This is a genomic window from Erythrobacter donghaensis (assembly GCF_001557325.1).
Classification (GTDB): Bacteria; Pseudomonadota; Alphaproteobacteria; order Sphingomonadales; family Sphingomonadaceae; genus Erythrobacter; species Erythrobacter donghaensis_B.
Map to the genome: position 1 here is coordinate 1 of NZ_LSJS01000026.1, position 6,675 is coordinate 6,675.

Below are 6,675 nucleotides of genomic sequence, written 5' to 3' on the forward strand. Positions count from 1 at the left end.
GCTGGGGAGGGCGCGGGTGGGGAAGCGGCAACCTCCCCGCCGTCCGCCGCCCGCGCCGCCTCAAGCCGTGCGAGAAGATCGGCATCGTCGGGCACAGGCCCGCCCCCGCGCGCTGCCTCGACATGATCACGCAGGCAATCGAGCGCGAGCAGCAGCAGGTCGACCAGCGCCGCCTCGAGCGGCACCTTGCCCTCGCGCACGTCGCCCAGCAGGTTTTCGAAGCCGTGGGTGTAGGCGGCGAGCGCGGTGTGGCCGAAGGCCCCCGCGCCGCCCTTGATCGAATGCACCGCGCGGAAGATCGCGTTGATCGTCTCGGCATCGTGGGTGCCTTCGCGGCAGGCGGCGAGGCCGGCCTCGGCCGCCTCGAGCGATTCTTCGCACTCGACGAAGAAGATCTGCTTGATGTCGTCTTCGGTCATGCCGCGATTCCCTCCATCACCACGTGATCGAGCCGGGTCAGCGCGAGCGCGGCGGTGAAGGCGGCGCTCGGCTGGTGGATCGCGATCCCGCCCTCGCTGCGCGCGGCCGAGACCAGCAGTTGCAGCATCGCCTGCCCGATCCGCTCGACGCGTGCGGCATCGATGGCGAGCGGCGCGGGCCCGAGCGATTCCGCGATCTCCGGGTAGAGCGCGCTTGCCGCGCCACGATCGCAAATGGGGGGGAGGCTGATCATGCGGGCAAACCTTTTGCGGGAAGAACGGGGGCGGGGATCGCGCCGATGCGGCGGACGGATGCCCTGACGGCCACCATCCTCAGGCTCGCCGCTAGGAGCGGGACAAGGGCAATGATCGGCACGGGGCCCCCCCGGCGAACCGGCGCGTGGTGGGCGAACCAGGTGAGCATGGCGAAGTTCTCCTCCGGCGTGTTCGATCATTCGGTCGGCCAAGGCTTATGCCGCAGGGCTGAAATCCGGCTTGCGCGGCAACTCAGCGCAATTCCCTAGGCCGCGCGCCGCCTGTGCACGGAGGCCTGCGGTGCCACGCTTTCCGCCTCGCCGATGCGGAAGCCCGCAAAGGTGCCGGCGAGCTGGCGTGCCTCGTGGTTGAGGTTCTTGGTGGCAGCGTTGGTCTCCTCGACCATCGCCGCGTTCTGCTGGGTCATCTTGTCCATCGCGCCGATCGTTTCGGAGACGTTGCGCAGCGCCACGCTCTGCTCGCTCACTGCATCGGCGATGCGGGTGACGGCCTCGGTCACCTCGCCCACGCGGGCGATGATGGTCTCGAGCGCCGAGCCGGTCTCGTGCACCAGCGACACGCCGGTCTGGACGTGGACGCCGACCGCCTCGACGCGCTTCTTGATCTCGCTGGCGGCTTCGGTCGCGCGCATCGAGAGCGCGCGGACCTCGCTGGCGACCACCGAGAAGCCCTTGCCCGCCTCGCCCGCGCGCGCGGCTTCCACCCCGGCGTTCAGGGCGAGCAGGTTGGTCTGGAAGGCGATATTGTCGATCATCGCGGTGATCTCGGAGATTTCCTCGCTCGCGGTTTCGATCTGGCCCATCGCCTGGATCGCGCGGCCGACCACCGCGCCGCCGGTCTCGGCCTCCTGCCGCGCATCGCGCATCGAGCCGCTGACCCCGACGGCGAGGCTGGCGTTGGCCTCGATGTTCGCGCTGAGGCTCAGCATGGTGCTCGACGAGAGCTGCAGGCGCGCGGCCTGATCCTCGCTGCGGCTGGCCAGATCGGTCATCGCGTGCTCGATCTCGGAGGAGGTGAGGTTGATCGCGCCGATGCTCTCGTTGACCGCCCCCATCGCGCCCGACAGCCGCTCGAGTGCCTCGTTGAAGTCGCTGGCGAGCGACTGGAAGGCGGGCGGCATGCCGGTGAGGCGCACGGTGAGGTCGGAACGGGCGACCGCTGCAAGGTGCTGGCCGATGCGAGCGACGGCTTCCTCGCGCTCGGCGACGGCGCGCTGGCGCTCGATCGCGGCGTCGCGGAACACCAGCATCGCCTGCGCCATCGCGCCCAGCTCGTCGCCGCGGGTGGTGCCGGGGATGTCGACGTCGGTCGCGCCCTTCGACAGGCCGGTGACCGCGCGGGTGAGATCGACGATCGGCCGGGCGATCGAACGGGTCAGCGCGCGCGCCAGCACCAGCGCAAGCCCCATCAGGATCGCCGCGCCAAGGCCGAGCGCAACCCAGGCGAGCGTGATGACGCTCTCCTGCCGCGCGCTCTGCGTCTCGATCGCGTCGTGCTGGGCATCGCGGATGTCGCGCAGCGGGTTGACCGCGTCGCTCACCAGCACCTTCTTGCCCGCCGCACGGATCGCCGTCTGCGCGCCGTCGCGGTTGCCGGCCTTGACCAGCGCGACATAGCGGTCGCCCCAGTCGCGCCGCCACTTGAGCGTTTCCTCGCGGCTGAGGCGGACCTTGTCCTGCAAGGCAGGATCGGCGGCGAGCTGCCCCTCGAGTTCGGCCGACATCCGGTCGTAATCGTCGCGGCCCTCGTAATAGGACTTCAGGTAGCTCTGGTCGGCAGTGACCAGAAACCCGCGCAGCTGGCTGTTCTGGCGCAGCAGCGCGGTCTCGAGCCCGAGCACGTTGGCAAGGATCGCCTGGCTCTCGGTGTTCCTGGCGGTGACCGACGAGATCATCGCCAGGCTCACCCCGCACGCGATCATCACGGCCGCCGCGACAACGTTGAGCACCACGAAGGCAAAGCCGAGGCGGCGGGGGATGTTCATCCGGTCAAGCATGGCGGTGGTTCCTCTCGTCCATCATTTTCCCTTCGCGGCCACGCCTCAGAAGGCGTAGCGCAGCGAGGCGGTGACGGTGCGGCCGTTCATCACCTGCGCATTGGTGAGCCCGGAGGCCGGGATGGTCGGCGCCTGGAGCGAGACCACCGCGAGCTCGTCGAAGACGTTGAAGGCGTTGAGCGCGACGGTGACGCCCTCGGCCGGGCGGAATTGCACGAAGGGGCTGACGATCACGTAGCCGGGCTGCGCCAGCTGGTTGGTGTCCTGCGCGAAGCTTTCGGTGGTGCCGTTGACCGCGGCGCCGAAGGTGACCTTGCCGAACTCGGCCGAGGGGCGCAGGAAGAAGGCGAAGTCGGGGATGTGACGCGGGGTGAGGCCGTTGAAGGCCGGGTCGATCAGGTCCTCGTCGATGCTTGCGTCAGTCCAGGTCGCGCCAGCCGTCAGGGTGAAGGGCCCGCGGCGCCATTCGCCTTCGAACTCGAGACCCTTGGCGCTGTAGGTGCGCTCGATCTGCTGGACGAAGGCCTGTCCGGTCGCATCGGCGGTGATCTGCGCGTTGCGCTCGTCGGTCGAGGCCCAGAAGCCGGTCAGGAACAGGCTGAGGCCACCCTTGCGGTACTTGACGCCGGCCTCGGCCTGCTTGACGATCGAGATGAGCAGATCGGGATTGTTCGGGCGCCCGGTGAGGGGATCGAGCGTCTCGGTGCCGATCACGTTCTCGGCGCTGGCACGACCCCCGCGGCTGTAGCGCGCAAAGGCCGACAGGCTCTCGGCGAAGCGGTAGTTCACCCCGGCGGACCAGGACAGGTAGTCATAGTCGTAGTCGACCGCGACGGGGCGGGTCAGCGGCAGGATCGGCACGCGGCTCTCGGCCACCGAGATCTGGCCGTTGCCATTGACATCGACCGGCGCGAACAGCGCGCGGCCATCGCCGAAGCCGGGCGAGAAGACCTGACCCGAGACATCACCCTTGTCCCAGCGCACACTCGCGCCGATGGCGAGCTTGCCGATCTGGAAATTGACCGAGCCGTAGGGGGCGAGCACGTCGTAGTCGACGTCGTAGCGGTTGTGGTAGATGCTGAATGGCAGGCCGACCGCAAAGCCGTAGGCGAGCGTGCCCGCATCGGTCACCGGCACGCCGGTCGCGGTGGTGATGTTGACCGGCGCGTTGCGCCCGCCGCCCGCCAGATCCTGCAATGTGCTGGTGAAGTTCCAGAACATCCGGATCTGCTGCAAGGAGGTGTAGACGCCCGCCGTGGTGGTCAGCTTGCCTTCGCCCACTTCCCACACACGGGTGGCGCGCAAGTCGTTGGTGGCGTTGTCGAGGCTTTCGAGATCGGCATGGAGCCGCACCGACAAGGCCAGCAGCCGGGCATCGGTTATCGCCTGACCGCTGTTCGGACCGGCGGCATAGCTCAGCTGCGCACCCGGCCCGCCGAACTGCGCGAAGAACGGTGCAGGCGCGGTGACGAAGGGCACCGCGTCGTTGTAGGCGCCGCTGATGTCGGAGAAGCGGAAGCGGTTGGTGACGGTGAACCCGGCCACGTCGAACTGCGCCTCGAGCCCGAAGGCGGCAACCTTCGCAGCCAGCCCGTCGGCGGCGTCGATCACCACCGGACGATTATTCGCGTCGACCTCGGCATAGCTGCGGGTCAGGGGCGACAGATAGGCCTGTTCGCGGATGTCGTAGCCCGGCAGGAAGCCGATCTGCGGGTCGGCATCGGTGCCGCCGACCGTCACCGGAAGGGTGCTGTAATTGGGCTGCCGGTCGTCGAGATACTTGCCGTAGAAGCGGATGTAGCCGCCCTCGAATTCCTTGGTGAGGTTGGCCTTGATCTGGCCGCCTTCGAACCCGTTGAAGCCGAGCTCGCGCGGGCCTTCCCCGCTGCGGTAGAAGCCGCCGACATGGAAGCGCCAGCCGTTGCCCAGCGGGCTGCCATAGGCAAAGTCGATGCGCTTCAGATCATGGCCGACACCGCTCGACACCTGCACCGTGCCGCCCTTGGTCTCGCCGGTGCGCGAGATGAAGTTGATGAGCCCGCCCGGCGAATTGGACGCGAACGTCGAGGCCGAGCCGCCGCGGATCGCCTGCACTTGCGACAGGGTCAGGTCGGCGCGCAGGAACTGGTCGATCCCGGCGAACTGGATGTCGCCGAATTCGAGCACCGGCAGCCCGTCTTCCTGAAGCTGGAGGAATTTCGAGCCCTCGGCCGCCAGCGGCAGGCCGCGGATGGTGATCGCCGAGTACCCGTCGATGTCGGAGGTCTCCGAGCGGATGCCCGGGATGTTCTGCATGATCCCGGCAATCGAGCTGACCGAGAGCTGGGCGAGGTCGTGGTCGTCGAGCACGCTCGCCGAGATCGCGGTGTCGAGCAGGTCGCGGCCCTTGGCCACACCTGTGGTGAAGGTCTTGGCGGCAGGTGCGGGGGCCTCGCCCTCCTGCTTGTCCGCAGCGTCGGGGGCAGCAGCGTCGTCGCGGGCATAGGCCGGCACGGCGGCGGTGGTGACGAGCAGGGCGGCAGTGAAGACAGTCGAAAGGCGCATGCCTCGGGAACTCCGGATGGTTGTCAAGAACAGCTCGCCACCGGATAGGGCCGCGCGTTTAACCATGCCGTCCGCACCGGCTCGGTATTGTCACGGGGTCGGGCAGCGGGCCCCGGGACGAGCGGCAAATATCTGTTCCTGCGGCTTTTCCCTTAGGCGGGCGGCAAGGAAAGTTGGTGTGCCCGGCCTATGCAGGGCCTTCCCTTCAGCGATCCCCGGCGGCGCTCTTGACCTTGATGTTTCCTCCTCGATCCCTTGCTCTCCCGCGCGAGCCCGGCCTTGCCGGAGAATCCGCGCGCGCGGTGCGCCAGCTGCAGATCGAGGCCGCCAAGGCGCGCGGCTTCGGCAAGCCGCGGGCCGCCGCACTGATGTCGGCGCTCGCGCAGGTCTTACCACAGAGTGGCGGGGCGGTGTTCGCCGCGATCGAGGATTGGCCTGGCGACCTGGCGTCGGACGGGGTGATCTTCCGCCTCAATTCCGGGCTCCATGCGCTGGCGCGCGCCGGACGTGAGGCGGGCGTGCTGGGCGCGCTCTACCGGGGCGGCGCGATGCCATCGCCCTTCGCGCTTGAGGCAGCGCTCGCCGAGGCGCTCGATGTGCATGCCGAGGAACTGCTCGGCTGGCTTTCGCATCCCACCCAGACCAACGAGGTCGCACGGGTGGCGGGGCTGGTCGCCGCACTGCTCGAGCTCGGGCGCATGCGCGCGCTGCCGTGCGAGGTGCTCGAACTGGGCGCGAGCGCGGGGCTCAATCTCAATTTTCCCCGCTACGCGGTGCAACTCGGCGCGGTCAGTGCCTGCGCGGCGGCGAGCACGGTGAAGCTGGCGCCGCAATGGCGCGGCGGCGCTGCTCCGGCGGGCGCGCTGGCGGTCACGGGTGCGGCGGGCGTCGATCTCCACCCGCTCGACCCGGGGCTCGAGGCCGACAGGGAGCGGCTCGCCGCCTATCTCTGGCCCGGCGAGGCCGCCCGTGCCGCGCGGCTCGCGGCGGCGATCGGGATCGCGCAGGCGCACCCGCCGCAGGTCGAGCCGGGGCTTGCGAGCGCGTGGCTGCTGCAACGCTTCGCGCAGCCCCAGCGCCGCGGGGTGCGCCGTGTGGTGTTCCATTCGATGGTGCTGCAATATGCCGGAGCGCCCGAACGCGCCGCGATCGACCACGCCTTCGCGCTCGCCGGGGCGCGGGCCGAGCCCGATCGCCCGCTGGCACGCGTGAGCATCGAGTGGCGCGCCGATCGCGCGGCGGTCGAACTCAGGATCGCGCAATGGGACGGCGCGGGCGAGCACGGCGAGAGCCGGCTCGCTGCCCTGTGCCATCCCTACTGCGAATGGATCGACTGGCGCGGGCTCAGCTGAAGCGGATCTTCGGCGTTTCCCTAGCGACAGTCCCTAGCCGCTCTTATGCACCAAGGGGTGTCTGAGCGGTAGGCGGGAGTAGCGTAAA

5 protein-coding genes are annotated in these 6,675 nt (G+C 69.2%); 1 reads left to right on the plus strand and 4 read right to left on the minus strand.

Translation table 11 applies throughout. The features are described from left to right. The 4 genes from AX692_RS00470 to AX692_RS00490 form a co-directional block, all read right to left on the minus strand. Positions 1 to 419: Hpt domain-containing protein (locus AX692_RS00470; RefSeq protein ID WP_196491740.1), on the minus strand; the 419-nt coding region annotated here is incomplete at its 3' end. Continuing rightward, a complete protein-coding gene (locus AX692_RS19915; RefSeq protein WP_073975357.1) occupies positions 416 to 673 on the minus strand; it encodes an STAS domain-containing protein in 258 nt (85 codons plus the stop codon). The genes AX692_RS00470 and AX692_RS19915, both read right to left, overlap by 4 nt. 266 nt (positions 674 to 939) lie before the next feature. After that, on the minus strand, positions 940 to 2,691 hold the full coding sequence (locus AX692_RS00485) for a methyl-accepting chemotaxis protein (protein ID WP_081095038.1): 1,752 nt from the start codon (positions 2,689 to 2,691) through the stop codon (positions 940 to 942). 45 nt (positions 2,692 to 2,736) lie between these two features. Next, complete coding sequence (locus tag AX692_RS00490) at positions 2,737 to 5,235, minus strand: TonB-dependent receptor domain-containing protein (RefSeq protein WP_073974235.1); 2,499 nt, start codon at positions 5,233 to 5,235, stop codon at positions 2,737 to 2,739. A 302-nt stretch (positions 5,236 to 5,537) separates the two neighbouring features. On the opposite strand from AX692_RS00490, the gene AX692_RS00495 reads away from it, so the two are divergent. Further along, the gene (locus AX692_RS00495) at positions 5,538 to 6,587 is read left to right on the plus strand and encodes a DUF2332 family protein (protein ID WP_073974234.1); all 1,050 of its coding nucleotides are present in this window, start codon (positions 5,538 to 5,540) and stop codon (positions 6,585 to 6,587) included. Positions 6,588 to 6,675: the final 88 nt, after the last annotated feature.

What these genes read in the sequence shown, in the direction of transcription:
- AX692_RS19915 (WP_073975357.1), bottom strand. Translation starts at nt 673, where the DNA reads ATGATCAGCCTCCCCCCCATTTGCGATCGTGGCGCGGCAAGCGCGCTC.
- AX692_RS00485 (WP_081095038.1), bottom strand. Translation starts at nt 2,691, where the DNA reads ATGCTTGACCGGATGAACATCCCCCGCCGCCTCGGCTTTGCCTTCGTG.
- AX692_RS00490 (WP_073974235.1), bottom strand. Translation starts at nt 5,235, where the DNA reads ATGCGCCTTTCGACTGTCTTCACTGCCGCCCTGCTCGTCACCACCGCC.